This window comes from Frigoribacterium sp. CFBP 13729 (genome assembly GCF_014841875.1).
Classification (GTDB): domain Bacteria; phylum Actinomycetota; class Actinomycetes; order Actinomycetales; family Microbacteriaceae; genus Frigoribacterium.
Genome location: NZ_JACYUR010000001.1, coordinates 1,115,298 through 1,135,445, shown reverse-complemented (window position 1 = coordinate 1,135,445; position 20,148 = coordinate 1,115,298). Strand labels below are relative to the sequence as shown.

The window sequence follows — 20,148 nt, the reverse complement described above, 5'->3', positions numbered from 1 at the left end:
CCGATCGGGCCTGTCAGGCGACGAGCGCCGTGCCCGCGAGGGCGAGCGACACGACGAGCACCAGCGCAGCGGCGATCACGAGCCGGAACAGCCCCCGCGTCGCCCCGCCCCGACGGACCAGCCTCGCCCCGACCACCGACAGCACGAGGGCGGCGGCGGCCCCGACGAGGCCCGCCCCGGTGCGGACGGGCGTCGGGGAGCCGTCGAGGAGGAGCCCCCCAGCCGTCACGACCGCCGCCGTCCCCAGGGCGGCGAACGCCACGAGCCCGGCGCGCAGGCGTCCGAGCCGGTGGGGCAGCCCGACGACGCCGGTCCGGGCGTCGTCGTCGAGGTCGGGCAGGACGTTGGTGAAGTGGATCGCGACGCCGAAGGCAGCGCCCACGGCCAGGGCCCAGGCCGCCGGGGCGGCCGGAGGCACAGCAGCGAGGGTGACCACGGCAGGCAGGGCCCCGAAGCCGACGACGAAGGGAACGGCCGACCACGCCGTGCGCTTGAGCCCCAGGTTGTAGGCCCAGCCGGAGGCCAGGAAGACCAGGTGGGCGACGCCGGCGGCCCAGCCGAGGACGAACGTGAGGCCGACGGCGAGGACGGTCACGACGGCGACGGCGGCCACCGCGGTGCTCGTCGAGACGAGTCCGAGCGCGAGGGGCTTGTCGCGCCGACCGACCTGGCGGTCGCGCGCGGCGTCGACGAGGTCGTTCGAGAGCCCGATGGAGAGCTGGCCGGCCAGCACGGCGGCACCGAGCAGCAGGGTGCGGCCGACGCCGAGGCCGACCGCCGCCGCGAGGACGACCGAGAGCACGGTCACCGCGACGGTCGGACCGGGGTGCGTGGATCGCGCCAGGGCGGCGACGGTCGAGCCGGCCGAGCCCGTCACGGTCGCGACCTGGCTCGACGTGGACGACCCCAGGGGCACGTCCGAGGCGACGTCCGGGAGCAGATGGGGGACAAGTCGAGGCGGGACCATCCACGGAGGTGAGGTCGAGTGAGCACGCCCGGGTCGGGGGAGACCCGGACGTGCTCGTCAGCCGCTCGCAGCCTTCGGTGGGACACGTGGATCAGGACCTGTCCCTGGCTGTCGATCGAGGGCTCGCGTCGAGTTACCATCCCAGACGTGGGGGAAGTGTACGACGCGAGCCCTCGCAGCGGTAGAGCCATCGAGCAGACTCGGCTACTGGCCGCGACCGGTCTTCTCCTGGAGGCGGTCGATGTGCTCGCTCGCCTTGGCCTTGCTGAGGTCGGCGGGCAGCTCTTCGCCTGCCTCGCGGGCGAGCGTGTCGAGGTAGCTCTTCTGCGGGCCGGTCATCGGCTCGTCGCCGGTCACCCAGTCCTCAGGGTCCTTGGAGGCGGTGGTGGAGGGGTCGGGACGTTCGCCGCCCAGGGTCTCTCCGGAGCCCGCGTCGGCGCCGGAGGCAGGTGCTCCGCCGCCCTCGGGTGCTGCGGGGTCGACGGGCGTGATGTCAGGGTCGATGTTCGAGTCGCTCATGGGGAGAACGTACGCCGCGCCCCCGACATCGGCCCCGGTTAGACTCGACGCCGTGCCTGTGAACCCCGATCTGCAAGGGCGGGTCCTCCCGCCGGCCCCCGCCTACCTCGTCGGCCGGGAGAAGGTGCGCGAGTTCGCCCGTGCCACCGGCTCGACCAGCGCCCTGTCGCTCGACCCCGAGGCCGCGCGCGCCGCCGGCCACGCCGACGTCGTCGCCCCGCCGACCTTCCCCGTCGTGGTGCAGGAGGCGACCCTCGCGCAGCTCCTCGCCGAGCCCGACGCGGGCATCGACTTCTCCCGGGTGGTGCACGGCGAGCAGCGCTTCCGCTACAGCCGCCCCGTGGTGGCGGGCGACGAGCTCACGGCCACGCTCACGGTGACCAGCGTGAAGTCCCTCGGCGGCAACTCCATGGTGACCGCCTCCTCCGACATGGTCGACCAGGCCGGGGCGCACGTCGTCACCGCGGTGTCCACCCTCGTGGTGCGGGGGGACGACGCGTGAGCGCCCTCGAGGTCGGCCAGGTCGTGGCCCACAAGTCCTACCCGCTGACGCGGGACTCGCTCGTCCGCTACGCGGGCGCCTCCGGCGACTTCAACCCGATCCACTACCGCGACGACGTCGCCGAGTCCGTCGGCCTGCCGGGCGTGCTCGCCCACGGCATGCTGACCATGGGCACCGCGGTGCAGCCCGTCGTCGAGTGGCTCGACGGGTCGGGCGACGACGCCGGCGTGATCGGCTGGGTCTCCGACTACCAGGTGCGCTTCACGCGTCCGGTGGTCGTGCACCCGGCCGACGGCGCCGAGCTGTCCGTCATCGCGAAGGTCGCCGCGGTCGACGACGAGGCCGGGACGGCACGGGTCGACCTCACCGTGACGGTCGACGAGAAGACCGTGCTGGGCAAGGCCCAGGTCGTGGTGACCCTGGCGTGAGCTCCTTCTCCGAGCTGACGACGATGCGCGTCGGAGGCGAGCCCACGAGGTTCGTCACGGCCGACGGCACGGACGAGCTGATCGACGCCGTCCGTGCGGTCTGGGCCGACGACGAGCCCTGGTTCGTCCTCGGCGGCGGCTCGAACACGGTCGCCTCCGACGAGCCGTTCGACGGCACCGTCGTCCACGTGCGCACGCGCGGCGTCGAGCGGCTGGACGACGTCGACGGCTGGGTCCGCCTCCGGGTCGCCGCGGGCGAGCCCTGGGACGACCTCGTGGCCCGCACGGTCGACGAGGGCTGGTCCGGCCTCGAGGCGCTGAGCGGCATCCCGGGGTCGACGGGCGCCTCCCCGATCCAGAACATCGGCGCCTACGGGCAAGAGGTGTCGTCGACGGTCGTCTCGGTCGACTTCCTCGACGCCGACACGGGCGAGTTCGTCCGCGTGCCCGCGGCCAACCTCGGCCTCGGCTACCGCACGAGCGTGTTCAAGCAGGGCCGGGCGGGCGTCGTGACGGCGGTCGAGTTCGCGCTCCGCGACGGGGGAGGCGCGAGCGAGCAGGTCGCGTACCCGCAGCTCGCCGGGGCCCTCGGCGTCGACCTCGGGGCCCGGGTCTCGGTCGCCGACGTGCGGTCGAGCGTGCTCGCCCTCCGCGCCTCCAAGGGCATGGTGCTCGACGCCGACGACCGCGACACGTGGTCGAGCGGCTCGTTCTTCACCAACCCCGTGGTGTCTCGCCAGACGGCCTCGGAGCTGCCCTCGGACGCCCCGCGCTGGCCGATCGACCCCGAGCCCGAAGACCAGGTCGTGCCGCTCGGCGAGGCTCCGGCACCGCCGCCTCCGCCGACGAGCGGGGCCGTCAAGCTCAGCGCCGCCTGGCTGATCGAGCACGCGGGCGTCGCGCGCGGCTTCCGCCTGCCGGGCTCGGGAGCCGCGATCTCGACGAAGCACACGCTGGCCCTGACCAACCGGGGCAGCGCCTCCGCCGGCGACGTGGTCGAGCTCGCCCGCTTCGTGCAGCAGCGGGTGCTGGCCGAGTTCGGCGTCCTGCTCCGCCCCGAGCCGGTGCTGCTCGGCCTCGACCTCTGACCTGACGTCAGGCCCGTGCGGAGGGCAGCCAGCCGCGTTCCATCGCGAGGGTGACCGCGCGGGTGCGGTCGCCCACGCCGAGCTTCTCGAAGACGTGCTGCAGGTGGGTCTTCACGGTGGCCTCGCCGACGAAGAGGCGCAGGCCGACCTCGCGGTTCGAGCAGCCCTCGGCGACCAGGACGAGCACCTGGGTCTCGCGGGGGCTCAGCGGCGTCGGTGACGAGCCCTCGGAGCCGTCCGCGCCGGAAGCACCAGCTGCACCAGCCGTGCCACCCGTGCCCGCAGTCCCGGCCCCGTCGGCCTGCGTCGCCGCCCGACGAGCGCGCCCCACGAGCAGCGCGGCCATCGACGGCGCGAGCGCGACCTGCCCGGCGACGACCGAGCGGAGCCCCGCGAGCAGCTCCTCCTCGGGCGCCGCCTTGAGCAGGTACCCGCTGGCGCCCGCCTCGACGGCGCCGAGGATGGCGTCGTCCGACTCGTAGGTGGTCAGCACGACGACGCGGGCGGTCGGCACGTCGCGGAGCACCGCCTCCGTCGCGGCGACGCCGTCGAGCCGCGGCATGCGCAGGTCCATCAGCACGAGGTCCGGCCGCAGCTCGGCGGCGAGCTCCACGGCCTCGACGCCGTCGCAGGCCTGCCCGACGACCTCGAAGTCGGGCGTGGCCGTGAGCATCGCGGTGAGCCCCTGCCGCATGATCGGGTGGTCGTCGACGACCAGGGTGCGGACGCTCACGACGGCTCCCCGCCGGGCAGGTGCGCGGTCACGGTCGTCCCGGCCGCACCGCTGACGACCTCGAGCCGCCCGCCGGCCAGCCGCAGCCGCTCGTCGAGCCCGTCGAGACCGAAGCCGTGGCGGGCGGCGGCCGGGTCGAACCCGCGCCCTTCGTCCCGCACCGAGAGGACGACGTCGCCGACGGCGCCCGAGCCCTCGGCGACGCCGACCCCGCGGACGAGCGCGACGTGCGCCGAGCGCGACCCGCTGTGCTTGCGGACGTTGGCCAGCGCCTCCTGCGCCGCCCGGATCACCACGACCTGGTGGTCGCGCGGCAGCGTGAGCCCGGGCTCGACGTCGACGGTCACGGCGACGCCGCTCTCGCGCGAGAACCGCCCGGCGAGTCGGCGCAGGGCGTCGGCGAGGTCGCCGCTGTCGAGTCCCGAGGAGGCGGTGGCCGCGACGAGGGTGCGGGCGTCGGTCAGCGCGTCCCGGGCCGACGACTCGATCAGGTCGAGCTGGGCGAGGCCGGCGGCCGCGTCGCCGGCGGCGACCGACGACCGGGCCTGCTGACTGAGCATCACCAGCCCGGTGAGGCTCTGCGCGACCGTGTCGTGGATCTCGCGGGCGAGGCGCTCGCGCTCGGCCACGGTGCCGGCCTCGCGGTGCCGGGTGGCCAGCTCGTCCTGGGCGGCGCGCAGCTCGTCGAGCAGCCGGCCCCGCTCGGCGCCGGTGTGCGCGATCGACGTGATCCACAGGCCGAGGGCGATGCTGAACAGCAGCGAGAGCCCCTCGCTCGTGGCGGCGGTCGCGAGCGTGTCGGGCGACCAGCCGAGGCTCACGACGAAGCCCGCCGAGATCGAGAGGCAGAGCAGGACGTTGGCGACGATCGCCGAGCGGGGCGTCGGGAGCGCGGTCCACAGCAGGGGCATGAGGAACGCCTGCAGCACGGCCAGCTGCGGGGCGCCCGCGACGGCGAGCCCGCCGACGACCACGACCGCCGCGACGACCGCGACCTCCGCCCGGCCGACCTGGTCGTCGTCCCTCCGCACGACCGGCCGGGCGAGCAGCAGCCAGGTGAGGACGAACAGCCCGGTCGCGGCGAGGGCGAGCGGGCGGCTGCCGACGGCGCTCCCCACGGCGCTGCCGCCGTCGCCGCCGGTCTCGGAGGCGAGCGCGAGCACGACGAGCACGACGGCCGTCGCCCCGGCCCCGACGTCCCACCAGCGCACCGCGACGCGGCTCGTGCCCGGGCGTGCGCCCGCGCCGCGGCTCGCGGTGCGGGCGCCCTCGGCTGCCGTGGCGGTCATGTCCGTCACCGTACCGTCCCGCGCAGTCGCGGTCAGGCGTCCTTCCGGCCCCAGCGGAACGTCAGCCGGGCAGCGACCGCACCGGCGACGAGCCAGACGGCCAGCCAGAGGGCGATGCCCGGCAGGTCCCAGGTGCCGCTGACCTCGGCGACCGCCGACGACTCGGGCAGGAACACGCTCCGCATGCCCTGGGCGAGCCACTTCAGCGGGAACGCCGACGCGACCTGCTGCAGCCACGTCGGCAGCTGGGCGAACGGCAGGTAGACGCCCGACACGAACTGCAGCACGAGCGTGATCGGCACGATGACGGCGGACGCGCTGCGTCCGGTGCGGGGGACCCGCGACAGGGCGATCCCGATCAGCGCCGACCCGGCGAGGCCGAGCAGCCACACCCACGCGAACGTCGCCCACGACGACGCCTCGGTCGGCAGCGGCACCCGGAACAGCACCCGGGCGACGACGAGGAGGAGCGCCACCTGCAGCAGGTTCGTCACGACCACCTGCCCCAGCTTCCCGACGAACCACGAGGCGACGGGCAGGGGCGTGCCCGCGAGCCGCTTCAGGGTGCCGTCCGAGCGCTCGACGGCGATGTCGATGCCGAGGGCCTGGACCCCCGAGAGCAGGACGCCCGCGGCGATCATCCCGGGCAGGTAGTAGGCGGCGGCGTCGACGGCCGACCCGTCCGGCCGCACCCCGTACGAGCCGGACGCGCTGAAGGCCGTCGAGAAGATCGCGAGCATCACGACGGGGAAGAGGAACGTGAAGAACACCGTGTCGCCGGCGCGGAAGTAGGTCCGCACCTCGTGGCGCACCTGGACGCCGGCGAGGGCGAGCACGCGGCGGAGGCCGGCCGTCGAGGAGGCGCCGGTCCGGTCCGAGGGACCACGGGACGAGCGCGTCGTGGTCACGGTCCGCGGAGCCCCGGTCACGACGCCGCCGCCTCGGCGACGAGCTCGAGGTAGACGTCCTCGAGCGACGGGCGCACGACCTCGAGGTCGCGCAGATCTGCTCCCGCGCCGTGCAGGCGCGCGACGAGTCCGCCCGGGTCGGCCGTCCTCTCCTCGTGTCGGCCTCCCGCGTCCGACCACCGCACCAGCGGGGTCCGGGCCGCGACGCTGCCGATCTCGTCGGGGCGTCCCTCGGCGACGACGCGACCCTCCGTGATGACCGCGACCCGGTCGCTCAGCTGGGCGGCTTCGTCGAGGTAGTGGGTGGTGAGCAGGATGCTCGTGCCGTCGTCGGAGAGCGACCGGATCAGCTCCCAGAACCGACGCCGCGCCTCCGGGTCGAAGCCCGTCGTCGGCTCGTCGAGGAACAGCAGCTCGGGGTCGCCGACGATGCCGAGGGCGACGTCGACCCGGCGGCGCTGACCGCCCGAGAGCGCCCGCACGCGGGTGCCCGCCTGCGCCTCGAGCCCCACCGCCGCGACCACCTCGTCGACGTCGCGCGACCGTGGGTACAGGGCGGCCATGTGGGCGACCTGCTCCCGCACGGTCGAGGTGCCCTGCTCGGCGGAGGTCTGCAGGACGATGCCGATGCGCGCCTTCCAGTCGAGCCCGCCGTCGCGGGGGTCGGTGCCGAGCACGAGGGCCTCGCCGCCGGTGCGGTCGCGGTGCCCCTCGAGGATCTCGATCGTCGTCGACTTGCCGGCGCCGTTCGGCCCGAGCAGGCCGAGCGTCTCGCCGGCCCGGAGGTCGAACGAGACGCCGTGCAGAGCGGTGGCGCGCCCGTAGGTCTTGGTGAGGTCGCGCACTCGCACGACGGGCTGTGAGGTCATGCTCCGAGCCTCGGGCAGGAGGCGCGGGCACGGCACCCCGGACCGGGCTACCCGCATCCCCCGACCGGTGGATGCAGCCGGTGGACCGCCTCGGGGGACGGTGCCGGGGGCCCGCTCGGCGAGCCGGTCCGGCCGACCGGACCCGCGCCTCCTACGAGAAGAGGCGCTGGAGGCGCTGCACGCCCTCGAGCAGCTGGTCGTCGCCGAGGGCGTACGACAGGCGCAGGTAGCCGCTCGGCCCGAAGGCCTCGCCGGGCACCGTCGCGACGTCGGCCTGGTCGAGGACCAGGTCGGCGAGCTCGAGAGAGGTGGTGGGCGTGACCCCGCCCCATTCGCGACCCAGCAGGCCGCTCACGTCGGGGTAGACGTAGAACGCGCCCTCGGGGGTCGGGGCGACGACGCCGTCGATGGCGTTCAGCTCGGCCACGATGCGGCGGCGGCGGACGTCGAAGGCGCGGCGCATCGACTCGACCTCGTCCTGCGGGCCGGTGAGGGCGGCCAGGGCGGCGCGCTGCGAGACGTTCGACACGTTCGACGTGAGGTGCGACTGCAGGTTGGAGGCGCCGGCGATCACGTCGGCCGGGCCCACCATCCAGCCCACGCGCCAGCCGGTCATCGCGTAGGTCTTGGCGACGCCGTTGACGAGGATCGTCTGCTCGGCGAGCTCGGGCACGGCCTCGGTGATCGAGACGGCGCGCACGCCGTCGTAGACGAGGCTCTGGTAGATCTCGTCGCTGATCACCCAGGTGCCGGTCTCGAGCGCCCAGCGGCCGATGGCCTCGACCTCGGCGGGGGAGTAGACGGCGCCCGTCGGGTTGGAGGGCGAGCAGAACAGCAGCACCTTCGTGCGGGGGGTGCGAGCGGCCTCGAGCTGCTCGACGGTGACCTTGTAGCCCTGGTCGGCGCCGGCGAAGACCTCGACCGAGACGCCGCCCGCCAGTGAGATCGCCTCGGGGTACGTCGTCCAGTACGGCGCGGGCAGGAGGACCTCGTCGCCCTCGTCGAGCAGCGCCTGGAACGCCTGGTAGACCGCCTGCTTGCCGCCGTTGGTCACGACGACCTGCGTCGGCCGCACCGTGGTGCCGCTGTCGCGCAGGGTCTTCTCGGCGATCGCCTCGCGCAGCTCGGGCAGGCCCGCGCCGGCGGAGTAGCGGTGGTTGCGCGGGTCGCGGGCCGCCGCGACCGCCGCCTCGACGATGTGGCCGGGCGTGGGGAAGTCGGGCTCGCCCGGGCCGTAGCTGATGATCGGCCGGCCCTCGGCCAGGAGCGACTTGGCCTTGGCGTCCACCTTGAGGGTGGCCGACTCGGCGATGGAGGCGATGCGGGACGAGAGGCGGCGTGTCGGCTGGGTCACGACGGCCAGCCTATCCGGCGGCCTGCGGCCCCGACAGGGCGGCACGGCCCTGCCCGGCGCGCCCCGGCTTTGCAACACCGCAGGCCCTCGCCTACACTTGACGAGGCGGTCGGACACCGCGGAGTCGGCGCGCGCCTCAGGGCGAGCACGAGTCGCAGTCCGGCCCGGGGGCTCCGGCCCCATAGGGCGGTGGCTCAATTGGTAGAGCAGCGGTCTCCAAAACCGCAGGTTGCAGGTTCGAGTCCTGTCCGCCCTGCAGCCCGGCCGGGTCGCCCCGACTGGTCCACCAGAGACCAGCGGGGCGGCCCGGATCACGGACCAGGCCCTCGGGTCGACCCTCGGAAGGTAGTACGACAGTGGCGAGAAAAGACCTCGACGTCCCCAGTGAGGACGTCGTCGACAAGGCGAAGTCGGACAGCGCAGCGCGTCGCAGCCCGTTCGCCCGCATCGCCCTGTTCATCCGCCAGGTGATCGCCGAGCTCAAGAAGGTCGTCACCCCGACCCGCAAAGAGCTGCTGAGCTACACCGGCGTCGTGCTGGTCTTCGTCGTCATCATGATGGCGCTGGTCACCGGCCTCGACTCCCTCTTCGGCCTCGTCGTCGGCTACGTCTTCGGCAACGGCCCCACCGGCAGCTGACGCTGCCCGCCGGCTGACGGACCACCCGGTCCGCGCCGTGCCCCTCGACCCCGTGGGATCGGCGAGGGCGACCCGGTCCGCCGGCTCCCTCTCCACACGGCCCCACTCTTCAAACGGAAGTTGAAATCCAGTGCCTGACAACGAGCGCGACGACATCGATCTCGCCCCCGCCGCCGAGCAGTCCTCCGAGGTCGCCGAGACGCAGGAGGGCGACGTCACCGACATCGACTCCGACGGCGACCAGGGCTCGGCCGAGGAGTCCGCGATCACCGTCGTCGACGAGGGCGACGAGGGCACCACCGACACGGACGACCTCGACGGCCTGCTCGACACGCTCGCCGAGGCCAGCGACCCGGAGGCCGACGCCGTCGTCGACGACGCGCTCGACATCGACGACGCCGCCGAGGCGGAGGCCGCCGTCGAGGCGACCGACGACGAGGCCGACTCCGAGGCCGAAGAGCTCGCGAACGAGGGCGACGCCGTCGGCGCGGACGCCGTCATCGCCGAGGCCGAGCAGTCCGTGCAGGACGCCGACGCGCAGGTCGCCCAGGACGACGTCGACCTCGACGTCGTCAGCGAGCAGGCCGACGAGGTCGCGACCGACGACGACGAGGCCGAGGTCGACCCCTACGAGGCGTTCCGCTACGACCTCCGCGGCAAGCCGGGCAAGTGGTACGTCATCCACAGCTACGCCGGCTTCGAGCGTCGCGTGAAGCAGAACATCGAGAACCGCATGGTCTCCCTGACCATGGAGGACTACATCTACCAGGTCGAGGTCCCCATGGAGGACGTCGTCGAGATCAAGAACGGGCAGCGCAAGCTGGTCACCCGCGTGCGGATCCCCGGCTACGTGCTCGTCCGCATGGACCTCAACGAAGACTCCTGGTCGGTCGTCCGCCACACCCCCGGCGTCACCGGCTTCGTGGGCAACGCCCACAACCCGACGCCCCTCCGCTTCGAGGAGGCCTTCCAGATGCTGAAGAGCCTCGTCCAGGTGCAGGAGGCGGCACCCGCCGCCAAGGGCTCGGCCAAGGGCGGCAAGCAGGCCCAGCGGGTCATCCCCGCCGAGGTCGACTTCGAGATCGGCGAGACGATCACCATCAAGGAGGGCTCGTTCGCCGGTCTTCCCGGTACGATCAACGAGATCAAGCCCGAGAGCGGCAAGCTCACGGTGCTGGTCTCCCTGTTCGAGCGCGAGACTCCCGTCGAGCTCAGCTTCGACCAGGTCACCAAGCTCTAGTCCCCAGGATTACAGCCCCACAGCTCCCCTAGATCACCGGAGTCCGCACCGCGGACCACCGGGAGAGCGGCCCGCGACCGCGGCCAGCTCGAACCCCACGAGAAGGAAAAGAACATGGCACCGAAAAAGAAGGTCACGGGTCTGATCAAGCTTCAGATCAACGCCGGCGCCGCGAACCCGGCCCCGCCCATCGGCCCGGCCCTGGGTCAGCACGGCGTGAACATCATGGAGTTCTGCAAGGCGTACAACGCCGCGACCGAGTCGCAGCGCGGCAACGTCGTCCCCGTCGAGATCACCGTCTACGAGGACCGCTCGTTCACGTTCGTGCTCAAGACCCCGCCCGCCGCGGAGCTCATCAAGAAGGCCGCCGGCGTCGCCAAGGGCTCGTCGACCCCGCACACCGACAAGGTCGGCAAGCTCACCATGGACCAGGTCCGTGAGATCGCCACCACCAAGCAGGCCGACCTGAACGCCAACGACATCGACGCCGCGGCGAAGATCATCGCCGGCACCGCCCGCTCCATGGGCATCACGGTCGACGCCTAGCCACACCCCCTCGTGCAGGCGACCCGCCTGCACGCACCAGACACCAGTGGGAGAGCCGGCCAGGCTCGCTACCACGTCCCCAGTACGAAGAGGTCCAACATGGCTCAGAAGTCCAAGGCGTACCGCGCCGCCGCCGAGAAGATCGAGGCCGGCAAGTTCTACAGCACCAGCGAGGCCGTCGCCGTCGCTCGTGAGACCGGCTCCAAGAAGTTCGACTCCACCGTCGAGGTCGCGCTGAAGCTCGGCGTCGACCCCCGCAAGGCGGACCAGATGGTGCGCGGCACCGTCATCCTCCCGCACGGCACGGGCAAGACCGCCCGCGTCATCGTCTTCGCCACGGGCGCTGCGGCCGAGGCCGCCATCGCCGCCGGTGCGGACGAGGTCGGCGGCGACGAGCTCATCGAGAAGGTCGCGGGCGGCTACACGTCGTTCGACTCGGCCGTCTCGACGCCCGAGCTCATGGGCAAGGTCGGCCGCCTCGGAAAGGTCCTCGGACCCCGCGGCCTCATGCCCAACCCCAAGACGGGCACCGTGACCCCCAACGTCGCGCAGGCCGTCAACGACATCAAGGGCGGAAAGATCGAGTTCCGTGTCGACAAGCACGCCAACGTGCACTTCGTCATCGGCAAGGCCGGCTTCTCGGAAGAGCAGCTGAACACCAACCTCGACGCCGCCCTCGACGAGGTCGTCCGTCTGAAGCCGTCCTCCTCCAAGGGCCGCTACATCACCAAGGGCACGCTGTCGACGACCTTCGGTCCCGGCATCCCCCTCGACATCAACGTCTTCTAGGCCGCCGCTGCTCCGGCAGCATCTGCCCAGGCAGCGCACCTCGATCACCTGATCGTCACGACAGGCCGTCCCGCTCTCGAGCGGGGCGGCCTTCGTCGTCCCCGGCGCCCGCACCCGTCGTTCCCGCGTGCACCCGCCGGCGCGCGCGAGGGTCCGCGCCGGTTCCGCGGGTGTCGCTGGGGGTCAGCCGCGCCCGGCGCGCACGACGAGCACGAGGAGGGGCGGGTGCGGCACCATGGAGGCGTGACCGTCACCGCCCGCCCCGCCACCGCCTCCGACGCCCCGGCCCTCGCCTCCGTGGCGGCCCTCACGTTCCCCCTGGCGTGCCCGCCCGGAACGGCCCTGGCCGACATGGCCCGCTTCGTCACGACGGTGCTGAGCGAGCAGCGCTTCGACGAGTACCTCGCCGACCCGACACGGCACGTGCTCGCCCTGGAGGACGACGCGGCCGCCCCGGGCACCCCGCTGCTCGGTGCCCCGTTGCTCGGCTACGCGATGCTCGTCACCGGCGATCCCGCCGACGCCGACGTGGCCGCCGTGGTCGAGGCGCGACCGGCCGTCGAGCTGAGCAAGTTGTACGTGGCGCCCGACGCCCACGGGCAGGGCGCGGCGCGGGTGCTCATGGAGGCCGCGCTGGCGACGGCCACGGCGACCGGCGCCTCCTCGATCTGGCTGGGCGTCAACCAGCAGAACGCCCGCGCCCAGGCCTTCTACGCCAAGCACGGCTTCGAGCGGGCCGGCACGAAGCAGTTCACCGTGGGCACGGAGACGCACGACGACTTCGTCCTCGTGCGCGCGCTCTAGCCCGCGAGCCGGACCAGACACCCACGCCGCGACGTCACTCGTCGGCCACCCTCAGCACGAGCTTGCCGCGCGTGTGGCTCTGCTCGAGCCTGCTGTGCGCGTCGGCGGCGTCGGCGAGGTCGTAGATGTCGTCGACGTGCACGCGGAGGTCGCCCGAGTCGATCAGGCGCGAGAGGACCGCGAGCGTCGACGCGTCGGGGCAGACGGCGAACCCCGTCGAGCGGATGCCCCTCGCCTCGGCCTTCTCGGCGAAGGCGCGCCACGAGCGGAGCGGGGCGTGGACCGCGAGGCCGCCCGGCCGCAGCACGGCCAGCGACTGCTCGGCGACGTCGTCGTCGTCGACCAGCCCGATGACGACGTCGACGTCGCGCACGCTGCGGGCCAGCTCCGCCGAGCCGTAGTCGACGACCTCGTCCGCGCCCAGGTCGCGCAGCCAGCCGCTGTTGCGCTGCGACCCGGTGGCGACGACGTGCGCGCCGAAGTACGACGCGAGCTGGACGGCGAAGTGCCCGACGCCTCCTGCGCCGGCCTGGACGAGCACGCGCTGGCCCTCGTGCGCCTTGGCGACCTCGACGACCATGCCCCAGGCGGTGAGGGCGGCGAGCGGGACGCCGGCGGCCTCGACGTGCGAGAGAGTCGCGGGCTTCCGGGCGAGGGAGGTGGCGGGCACGCTGATGTACTCGGCGTACGTCCCGCTCGTGTGCGGGAACGCGGCCATGCCGAAGACCTCGTCGCCCGGGCGGAGCGGGTGGGCGGCGTAGGGGGCCTCGACGACGACGCCGCTGAAGTCGTGGCCGAGCACCGCGGGCCAGGCGCGGACGCCGCCGCTGTCGGCACGTCCGGCGCGGGCCTCGGCGTCGACCCGGTTCACGCCCGCGGCGTGCACCTTGACCAGCACGTCCGAGCCGACGCGGCACGGCCACGGCACGTCCGCGGCGATCAGCTCCTCGGGCCCGCCGGTCTTCTCGATCACCATGGCACGCATCGTCGTGTGCGTCATCGGGCTCCCCTGTCCGTCCGCGGCGCCCGACAGGGGCGTCCGTCTCCCCAGTGTCGACAGCAGATGAGTCGGTCGTGTTTCGCGGGTGTCACCGTCTGGCGAAACCTCGCTACGGTGACGGGATGAGACCCTCGACCACCACCGTGCCCGCCCTCGTGCCCGCCGCGCTCCGCCTGCTCGCGGCCCTGGCCGTGGTCGCGGCGGTCGTGGGCCAGTGGGTGCGCAGCGTCGAGAGCCCCGTGTACCAGTTCGCCAACTTCTTCGGCTACTTCACGATCCAGTCGAACCTGATCGCGGCGGTGGCGTTCGTCGTCGGGGCAGTCTTGCTGCTGCGCCGCCAGGCCGCGCCCGAGTGGAGCGTCGTGCTGCGCGGCGCTGCGGCGACCTACATGGTCACGACCGGCATCGTCTACAACGTGCTGCTGACGAACGTCGCCCTCGACAACTCGTTCAACGTGCAGTGGTCGAACGACGTCCTGCACAAGTGGATCCCGCTGTTCGCGCTGCTGGACTGGGTGCTGGTGGGCGACCGGGGGCGCATCGCCTGGCGGCGGCTCCCGGTGTTCCTGGTCTACCCGCTGGTCTGGCTCGTCGTGGTGCTGCTGCGCGGGCAGTCGTTCGTGCCTTACCCGTTCCTCGACGTGCAGCGCCTCGGCGCGGGCGGGGTCGCGGTCTGGTGCCTCGTCATCGCCGTGGTCATCGCCGGGCTGAGCGCGGTCGTGATCGGGCTGAGCCGGGTGCGGGTCCTCGGGGTCGACCACGGCAGCACTGACCACGATGGGGCAGTGCGCGGCAGGTGAGACCGCGGCGAGGCTCAGCGCAGCGGGTCGTAGGGCGGCGGCTCGTAGGCCCGGACGCCGGGGGCGAACGGGTCGACGGGAGCCTGGCGGGCCAGCGTGTCGAGCACGGTGTCGGCGAGGCCCACGAGGCGGTGGATCTCGTCGTCGTCGCGGTCGACCCACCGGCACTGCGGCACGGAGTCGACGGGGACGAAGTCCAGGTGCTGCTCCCACACGACCAGGGTGCGCTCGGCCCCGAGCACGTACTGCTGCCAGAACACCTGCCGCAGGTACGAGCGCGGGATGCTCGTCCAGGCCTTCTTCGTGGTCTTGATCTCGCAGAGCTCGACGGTGCCGTCGTCGCGCACGGCCACGCCGTCGGGCGTGGCGAGGTGGCGCTGCTGCTCGTGGGCGTGGAACAGCTTCGAGCTCGGCGCGATGCGGTGCTCGGACAGCACCCAGCGGGCGATCTCCGGCTCGCGGGCGCGCCCGTGGTCGGTGTAGGCGTTGCCGCCGAAGCCGTTGCCGTACAGCTTGTCGAGCACGACGGCCTGCACGGCCCGCGGGCTCGAGAGGCGGGCGACGTCGGTGGCCGTGATGCCCCGGCTGCGGGCCCGCAGCCACGCGATGCGGTCGGTCGAGTCGGCGAGCACCCGGAGCTCGTGCGCCGGACGGCGCGGAGCCGGGGGAGGCGCGGCGAGGGTCTCGTCGTCGTCCCAGAGCGAGAGCATGGGCTGGACGACGGACATGTCTCCATTGTCGCTCGTGACCGGGGCAGGTCGCGACAGGGCGCCTCCTCGTGTCGGCCGCACGGAGGCGAGACGGAGGCGAGGCGGAGCCGCGGACGGCGCCGATCGGGCGTCAGACGGCGGCGGCGAGCTCGTCGATGGCCGCGGGGGAGAGGGCGTGGTGGATCGCGAGCATGCTCGCGCCGATCACGGCCGCCTTCTCGCCCGACCGCGACTGGACGATGCTGAGGTGCTCGGTGGCCAGCGGCATCGAGCGCGAGTAGACGACCTCTCGCACCCCGGCGATGAGGTGCTCGCCGGCCTGGGCCATCGAGCCGCCGATCGCGATCGTCGACGGGTTGATCATGTTCACACAGGCCGTGAGCACCTCGCCGATGTCGCGTCCGGCCTGGCGGACGGCCTGGATGGCGTCGATGTCGCCGGCGCGCACCAGGTCGATCACCTCGGCGCCGCCGGCGACGTCGTGGCCCTCGCGGCGCAGGGCGGCCGCGATCGCCGGGCCGGAGGCGACGGCCTCGAGGCAGCCGACGTTGCCGCAGTGGCAGGCGATGCCGGCGCCGCGCGGCACCTGCACGTGGCCGATGTCGCCCGCGATGCCCTGGGCGCCGCGCTGCAGCCGACCGCCCGAGATGATGCCGGAGCCGATGCCGGTGGCCACCTTGACGAACAGGAAGTGGTCGACGCCGGGCCAGGCGAAGCTCCGCTCGCCGAGGGCCATGATGTTGACGTCGTTGTCGACGAGGACCGGCACGTCGAGGTGCCCGCGCACCCAGCCGGGCACGTCGAAGCCGTCCCAGCCGGGCATGATCGGCGGGTTCACGGGCCGACCGGTGCTGAACTGCACGGGGCCGGGGAGCCCGATGCCGACCCCGATCAGGTCGCGGCGGGTGCGCCCCAGCTCGGCGAGCAGGGCGTCGGCCTCGGCGACCATCGTCGTGAGCACGCGCTCGGGCCCGTCGGCGATGTCGAGCAGCGAGCGGCGCCCGATGAGCGTCTCGCCGACGAGGTCGGTGAGCACGAGGTTGAGGTGGCCGGCGCCGAAGTCGGCCCCGAGCACGACCCGGGCCGACGGCACGAGGGCGACGCGGGAGGGCGGGCGACCGCCGGTCGAGACGGCGTCGGCGAAGGGGCCGACGAGCCCGAGCTCGACGAGGGCGTCGAGCCGCAGCCCGACGGTCGACCGGGCGAGGCCGGTCATCGCGGCCAGCTCGGCGCGGGTGCGCGGGCGGCCGTCGCGCAGCAGCTGGAAGAGCTCGCTGGCGCCGGTGCTGCCGAGCGCGGACGACCGCGTCGTGTCGGACATGGTGAGCAGTAAAGCACAGGGCGAGGCGACTGCCGAGACAAGGGCGCCGATCGATGACGACTTTTGCTTGCGCTCCGACAGAAGTGGTCCTATGGTCGGTCTCGATCAGCGGTGATCGACTCCCCACGAGGGGCAGCGACGCCGTACTCGCCCCACTCGAAGAGGAGTCCCCCTGGTGACATCACCGATCTCGGTCCAGCTCTACACGGTCAGGGACGCCATCGCGGCCGACCTGCCCGGCACCCTCCAGCGCCTCGCCGACATCGGCTACACGCAGGTCGAGCCGTGGGGCTTCGTCGAGCGCGTCGAGGAGTACGCCGAGGCGCTGCCCGCCGCCGGCCTCACCGCGCCGAGCGCCCACGCCAAGCTCGTCGGCCAGGACCTCGAGCCGATCTTCGCCGCGGCCGTCCGGCTCGGCGTCGGCACCGTCATCGACCCGCACATCGACGAGACGCGCTGGGTCACCCGCGAGGACGTCGAGGCGATCGCCGCCGAGTTCGTCGCGATCTCCGACGCCGCGGCGGCCCACGGCCTCTCGGTCGGCTACCACAACCACGAGTTCGAGCTCGAGTCCGTCATCGACGGCACCCCCGCCCTCGAGATCTTCGCCGCGGCCCTGCCGGCCGGCGTCGTCCTCGAGGTGGACACCTACTGGGTCGAGGTCGGCGGCGTCGACGCGGCCGAGCTGCTGGCGCGTCTCGGCGACCAGGTGCAGTTCCTGCACGTCAAGGACGGCCCGAAGAGCAAGGACGACGCCGAGCAGGTCGCCGTCGGCAAGGGCGTCATGCCCGTCCGCGACATCCTCCGGGCCGCCCCGCAGGCCCTCGCCGTCGTCGAGCTCGACGACACCCGCGGCGACGTGTTCACCGCCCTGACCGACAGCTACGAGTTCCTGCAGGGAGTCCGCGCATGACCGACACCGCCACGACCGCCGACACCGTCGCCGCCCGTGACTCCCGCACCGGCCCCGTCGGGGTCGGCGTGATCGGCGCCGGCGTGATCAGTGACCAGTACCTCAGCAACCTGACCAAGTTCCCCGACCTCGAGGTGCTCTTCGTCGCCGACATCGACGAGCCCCGCGCCGCGGCCCAGGCCGAGAAGTGGGGCGTGCCCGGCAGCGGCTCGGTCGACGAGCTGCTCGCCCACGACGGCGTCGAGATCGTCGTCAACCTCACGATCCCCGCCGCCCACGTCGAGGTCGCCCTCAAGGCAGTCGCGGCCGGCAAGCACGTCTGGGGCGAGAAGCCCTACGCCCTCGACCGCGAGAGCGGCGCCCGTCTGCTGCAGGCCGCGAAGGAGGCGGGGGTGCGGGTCGCCGTCGCTCCCGACACGTTCCTCGGGTCGGGCATCCAGACCGGGCTCCGCGTCGTCCGCCGCGGCGACATCGGCACGCCCCTCACCGGCCTGACGCTGTTCCAGGTGCCCGGCCCCGAGTCGTGGCACCCGAGCCCCGAGTTCCTGTTCGCCTACGGTGCGGGCCCGATGTTCGACGTCGGCCCGTACTACCTCACGACCCTCGTGCAGGTCTTCGGCCCGGTCGCGAAGGTGACCGCCACCTCCTCGAAGGCCCGCGAGACGCGCGTCATCGGTTCCGGCCCGAAGGCGGGCACCGAGTTCCCCGTCGAGGTGCCCACGCACATCAGCGCCCTGCTGCAGTTCGAGGACGGCGCGAGCGCGCAGGCCGTCTTCAGCTTCGACTCGAAGCTGGCCCGTGCCGGGTTCGTCGAGATCGCGGGCACCGAGGGCACGGCCGTGTTCCCCGACCCGAACGAGTTCGAGGGCGACACCGTCGTGCACACCGGCGGCGAGGAGCCGACCGTCGTGCCCGCCTCCGGCTCGACGTTCACCCGCGGCACCGGCGTGGCCGAGCTCGCCCAGGCGATCCGCGAGGGCCGTCGCGAGCGCGTCCCCGGCGAGCTGGCGTTCCACGTGCTCGACGTCATGGTCTCGCTGGCCGAGTCGGCCGAGCGCGGCGAGGGCGTCGTCGTCGAGTCGTCGCTCGAGCCCACGCCCGAGCTGCCCGAGGACTGGGACCCGTCGGTCCCGACCCTGGGCTGATCCGTCGGCGGGCCGGCCTCGACGACGAGGCCGGCCCGCCACCGGGACACCGTCCCCCTCCACTTTCCCTCCCACAGCACCACAGCACCACCGCAGCACTGCACCGAAGCAGCTCAGCACCACCGCACCACCGCCACACAGCACTTCCCCCGCTCGATGAAGAGACCTCTCGAAGATGAGAAACCAGGAGAAGACATGAACACGAAGAAGTTCCGCTGGGTCGCCGCCCTCGCCGTCGGCGTCGTCGCGGCAGGGTCGATGACCGCCTGCTCCGCCTCCGGCGGCAGCGGCGACAGCGACACGATCACCTACTGGGCCAGCAACCAGGCCCCCACGGTCGAGCGCGACGCCGAGATCCTGCAGGAGTCGATCGACCGGTACACCGAGGAGACCGGGGTGGAGGTCGACCTCGAGGTCATCCCGTGGTCCGACCTCTACAACCGCATCCTCACCGCCGTCTCGAGCGGCGAGGGCCCCGACGTGCTCAACATCGGCAACACCTGGGCGGTGTCGCTCCAGTCGAGCGGCGCGTTCGTGCCCTGGGAAGGCGAGGCCCTCGACGAGATCGGCGGCCAGGACCGCTTCGTCCAGTCGAGCTTCGCCACCGGCGGCGCCGAGGGCCAGGCCCCGACCTCCGTGCCGATCTACGGCCTGTCGTACTCGCTGTACTACAACACCGCCATGTTCGAGGCGGCGGGCATCACCACGCCTCCCGCCACGTGGGACGAGTTCGTCGAGGACGCCAAGAAGCTGACGATCGACACCGACGGGGACGGCCAGATCGACCAGTGGGGCGTCACGATGGCCGGCTCGAGCATCACGAACAACGCCCACCAGGCGTTCGTCCGCGGCCTGCAGAACGGCGGCTCGCTCTACGACGACGACGGCAACCCCGACTTCGGCAACGACGGCGTCGTGACCGGCGTCAAGGAATGGGTCGACCTGATGGCCGTCGACAAGGTCGTCTCGCCGTCCGACGCCGAGAGCGTCAACGGCTCCGACATGGCCGCCACCTTCGCCGAGGGCCAGGCCGCGATGTTCTTCGACCAGGCTCCCGGCGACAACCTGAAGTCGCGGAACTTCACGGACTACGCCGCGGCCCCCGTGCCGATGGAGACCGCCGACGCCACCGGCCTCGAGGGCACCCAGAGCCACGTCGCCGGCATCAACGTCAGCGTCTTCGAGAACTCGGGCAACAAGGAGGCGGCGATCGACTTCGTCAAGCACCTCACGAGCGACGACGAGCAGAAGTACCTCAACGAGTCGTTCGGCTCGCTGCCCGTGGTCACCACCGCGTACGACGACCCGGCGTTCCAGACGGACGTCATCAAGCTGAAGCAGACGATCCTCGCGGACCACGCCCAGCCCATGCCCCTCTACCCCTCCGAGGGGCAGATGGAGACCCTGGTCGGCACCGCGATCAAGGACCTCCTCGCCACCGCGGCCCAGGGCGGCTCCGTCAGCGAGGCCGACGTCAAGTCGGCCCTCGAGGACGCGAACAGCCAGATGACCACGGGTCAGTAGCCCCGTCCCACCGTGCGGGGACCCGTCCGGTCGGCAGCGTCAGCGCTGCCGGCCGGGCGGG

General features: G+C 72.9%; 22 protein-coding genes and 1 tRNA gene. 13 read left to right on the top strand and 10 right to left on the bottom strand.

Translation table 11 applies throughout. The features are described 5' to 3' along the window. Positions 1–13: 13 nt before the first annotated feature. Together IFT77_RS05100 and IFT77_RS05095 are read right to left on the bottom strand one after the other, a co-directional pair. Positions 14–916, bottom strand: coding sequence for a UbiA family prenyltransferase (locus IFT77_RS05100; RefSeq protein WP_371740932.1), 903 nt, complete (start codon positions 914–916; stop codon positions 14–16). Between the two features lie 255 nt (positions 917–1,171). Further along, positions 1,172–1,486, bottom strand: coding sequence for a DUF3072 domain-containing protein (locus IFT77_RS05095; protein ID WP_192042170.1), 315 nt, complete (start codon positions 1,484–1,486; stop codon positions 1,172–1,174). Between the two features lie 52 nt (positions 1,487–1,538). On the opposite strand from IFT77_RS05095, the gene IFT77_RS05090 reads away from it, so the two are divergent. From IFT77_RS05090 to IFT77_RS05080, 3 genes are read left to right on the top strand one after another with little or no spacing between them, the layout of a single operon-like run. Continuing rightward, positions 1,539–1,988 carry a MaoC family dehydratase N-terminal domain-containing protein gene (locus tag IFT77_RS05090; RefSeq protein ID WP_133737874.1) on the top strand — a complete coding sequence of 150 codons (450 nt, stop codon included), beginning with the start codon at positions 1,539–1,541 and terminating at the stop codon, positions 1,986–1,988. Continuing rightward, the gene (locus tag IFT77_RS05085) at positions 1,985–2,416 is read left to right on the top strand and encodes a MaoC/PaaZ C-terminal domain-containing protein (RefSeq protein ID WP_192042169.1); all 432 of its coding nucleotides are present in this window, start codon (positions 1,985–1,987) and stop codon (positions 2,414–2,416) included. The genes IFT77_RS05090 and IFT77_RS05085 overlap by 4 nt, the downstream gene beginning before the upstream one ends. Further along, positions 2,413–3,504 carry a UDP-N-acetylmuramate dehydrogenase gene (locus IFT77_RS05080; protein WP_371740931.1) on the top strand — a complete coding sequence of 364 codons (1,092 nt, stop codon included), beginning with the start codon at positions 2,413–2,415 and terminating at the stop codon, positions 3,502–3,504. Before IFT77_RS05085 ends, IFT77_RS05080 begins: the two co-directional genes overlap by 4 nt. A gap of 7 nt (positions 3,505–3,511) precedes the next feature. Here IFT77_RS05080 and IFT77_RS05075 read toward each other — a convergent pair whose 3' ends face one another. From IFT77_RS05075 to IFT77_RS05055, 5 genes are all read right to left on the bottom strand, one after another. Next, a complete protein-coding gene (locus IFT77_RS05075; RefSeq protein ID WP_244638531.1) occupies positions 3,512–4,198 on the bottom strand; it encodes a response regulator transcription factor in 687 nt (228 codons plus the stop codon). Between the two features lie 35 nt (positions 4,199–4,233). Then, entirely contained in the window at positions 4,234–5,526 is a 1,293-nt protein-coding gene (locus IFT77_RS05070) for a sensor histidine kinase (protein WP_192042167.1), read from the bottom strand. A gap of 32 nt (positions 5,527–5,558) precedes the next feature. Beyond that, positions 5,559–6,362 (bottom strand): ABC transporter permease, encoded by an 804-nt coding sequence (locus tag IFT77_RS05065; RefSeq protein ID WP_371740964.1) that lies wholly within the window; start codon positions 6,360–6,362, stop codon positions 5,559–5,561. Between the two features lie 89 nt (positions 6,363–6,451). Then, positions 6,452–7,303, bottom strand: a complete 852-nt coding sequence (locus IFT77_RS05060; protein ID WP_192042165.1) for an ABC transporter ATP-binding protein — start codon at positions 7,301–7,303, stop codon at positions 6,452–6,454. A 151-nt stretch (positions 7,304–7,454) separates the two neighbouring features. After that, complete coding sequence (locus tag IFT77_RS05055) at positions 7,455–8,657, bottom strand: pyridoxal phosphate-dependent aminotransferase (RefSeq protein WP_192169349.1); 1,203 nt, start codon at positions 8,655–8,657, stop codon at positions 7,455–7,457. Positions 8,658–8,840: 183 nt separating this feature from the next. Between IFT77_RS05055 and IFT77_RS05050 the strand changes: the two genes are divergently transcribed. The 6 genes from IFT77_RS05050 to IFT77_RS05025 all read left to right on the top strand — a co-directional run bounded on the left by IFT77_RS05050 (position 8,841) and on the right by IFT77_RS05025 (position 12,674). After that, positions 8,841–8,913, top strand: a tRNA-Trp gene (locus tag IFT77_RS05050). Positions 8,914–9,013: 100 nt separating this feature from the next. After that, the gene (gene secE, locus IFT77_RS05045; protein ID WP_123546700.1) at positions 9,014–9,295 is read left to right on the top strand and encodes a preprotein translocase subunit SecE; all 282 of its coding nucleotides are present in this window, start codon (positions 9,014–9,016) and stop codon (positions 9,293–9,295) included. A 130-nt stretch (positions 9,296–9,425) separates the two neighbouring features. Next, positions 9,426–10,535: a transcription termination/antitermination protein NusG gene (nusG, locus tag IFT77_RS05040; protein WP_192169348.1), complete on the top strand. Its 1,110-nt coding sequence runs from the start codon at positions 9,426–9,428 to the stop codon at positions 10,533–10,535. Between the two features lie 114 nt (positions 10,536–10,649). Further along, a complete protein-coding gene (rplK, locus tag IFT77_RS05035) occupies positions 10,650–11,081 on the top strand; it encodes a 50S ribosomal protein L11 (RefSeq protein ID WP_123546698.1) in 432 nt (143 codons plus the stop codon). 99 nt (positions 11,082–11,180) lie between these two features. Then, the gene (rplA, locus tag IFT77_RS05030; RefSeq protein WP_123546697.1) at positions 11,181–11,870 is read left to right on the top strand and encodes a 50S ribosomal protein L1; all 690 of its coding nucleotides are present in this window, start codon (positions 11,181–11,183) and stop codon (positions 11,868–11,870) included. Positions 11,871–12,113: 243 nt separating this feature from the next. Continuing rightward, positions 12,114–12,674: an N-acetyltransferase family protein gene (locus IFT77_RS05025; RefSeq protein WP_371740930.1), complete on the top strand. Its 561-nt coding sequence runs from the start codon at positions 12,114–12,116 to the stop codon at positions 12,672–12,674. 34 nt (positions 12,675–12,708) lie between these two features. Here IFT77_RS05025 and IFT77_RS05020 read toward each other — a convergent pair whose 3' ends face one another. Continuing rightward, complete coding sequence (locus tag IFT77_RS05020) at positions 12,709–13,674, bottom strand: NADP-dependent oxidoreductase (protein ID WP_244638388.1); 966 nt, start codon at positions 13,672–13,674, stop codon at positions 12,709–12,711. A gap of 122 nt (positions 13,675–13,796) precedes the next feature. Between IFT77_RS05020 and IFT77_RS05015 the strand changes: the two genes are divergently transcribed. Continuing rightward, positions 13,797–14,474, top strand: coding sequence for a Pr6Pr family membrane protein (locus IFT77_RS05015; protein ID WP_192169347.1), 678 nt, complete (start codon positions 13,797–13,799; stop codon positions 14,472–14,474). A 14-nt stretch (positions 14,475–14,488) separates the two neighbouring features. Here the strand turns inward: IFT77_RS05015 and IFT77_RS05010 are convergent, their stop codons facing one another. Together IFT77_RS05010 and IFT77_RS05005 are read right to left on the bottom strand one after the other, a co-directional pair. Beyond that, complete coding sequence (locus tag IFT77_RS05010) at positions 14,489–15,202, bottom strand: YqaJ viral recombinase family protein (protein ID WP_223269320.1); 714 nt, start codon at positions 15,200–15,202, stop codon at positions 14,489–14,491. A 112-nt stretch (positions 15,203–15,314) separates the two neighbouring features. Beyond that, a complete protein-coding gene (locus tag IFT77_RS05005) occupies positions 15,315–16,505 on the bottom strand; it encodes an ROK family transcriptional regulator (RefSeq protein ID WP_192042161.1) in 1,191 nt (396 codons plus the stop codon). Positions 16,506–16,680: 175 nt separating this feature from the next. Here IFT77_RS05005 and IFT77_RS05000 point away from each other — a divergent pair, with 175 nt between their 5' ends. The 3 genes from IFT77_RS05000 to IFT77_RS04990 all read left to right on the top strand — a co-directional run bounded on the left by IFT77_RS05000 (position 16,681) and on the right by IFT77_RS04990 (position 20,087). After that, entirely contained in the window at positions 16,681–17,418 is a 738-nt protein-coding gene (locus tag IFT77_RS05000; protein WP_192169346.1) for a TIM barrel protein, read from the top strand. Next, positions 17,415–18,563 carry a Gfo/Idh/MocA family protein gene (locus tag IFT77_RS04995; protein ID WP_192169345.1) on the top strand — a complete coding sequence of 383 codons (1,149 nt, stop codon included), beginning with the start codon at positions 17,415–17,417 and terminating at the stop codon, positions 18,561–18,563. The genes IFT77_RS05000 and IFT77_RS04995 overlap by 4 nt, the downstream gene beginning before the upstream one ends. Positions 18,564–18,758: 195 nt before the next feature. Beyond that, positions 18,759–20,087, top strand: a complete 1,329-nt coding sequence (locus IFT77_RS04990) for a sugar ABC transporter substrate-binding protein (protein ID WP_192169344.1) — start codon at positions 18,759–18,761, stop codon at positions 20,085–20,087. The last annotated feature ends 61 nt before the right edge of the window (positions 20,088–20,148 follow it).